Genomic DNA, 295 nt, shown 5'->3' with positions numbered 1-295 from the left:
CCATAAAGCCTGGTCTATCAAACTGTGTCCCGCTTATTCCGTCATCTGTAAAATGGATGATGTTGGTTAAATTATTCTTACTTGCATATTCTTCAAGGATTTTCTTTTGATTAACGATTGAGTTACTTTCTCCTTCAAGTTCATCATCTCGACTTAATCTCTCATAGAGTGCTGTTATCTTTTCAAAATTCCTCACTTTTTCCTCCTTCCTCTTAATTTCTTAAATAAAAAAGAATTAAGAAGTACATATTTCACTAAATCAGTGATTAAGTGTTCTCCTTAATTCTATTACTCC

Annotated in this window: 1 protein-coding gene; it reads right to left on the bottom strand. The window is 32.2% G+C overall.

Translation table 11 applies throughout. The features are described 5' to 3' along the window. Window positions 1-196 (bottom strand): recombinase family protein (locus HMPREF2782_RS04395; protein WP_070641160.1); only part of this gene is annotated, 196 nt, incomplete at its 3' end. Window positions 197-295: the final 99 nt, after the last annotated feature.

The organism is Anaerococcus sp. HMSC068A02 (assembly GCF_001811125.1).
GTDB lineage: Bacteria > Bacillota > Clostridia > Tissierellales > Peptoniphilaceae > Anaerococcus > Anaerococcus vaginalis_C.
The sequence above is the reverse complement of the archived record's forward strand: the minus strand, read 5'-3'. Positions and strand labels throughout refer to the sequence as shown.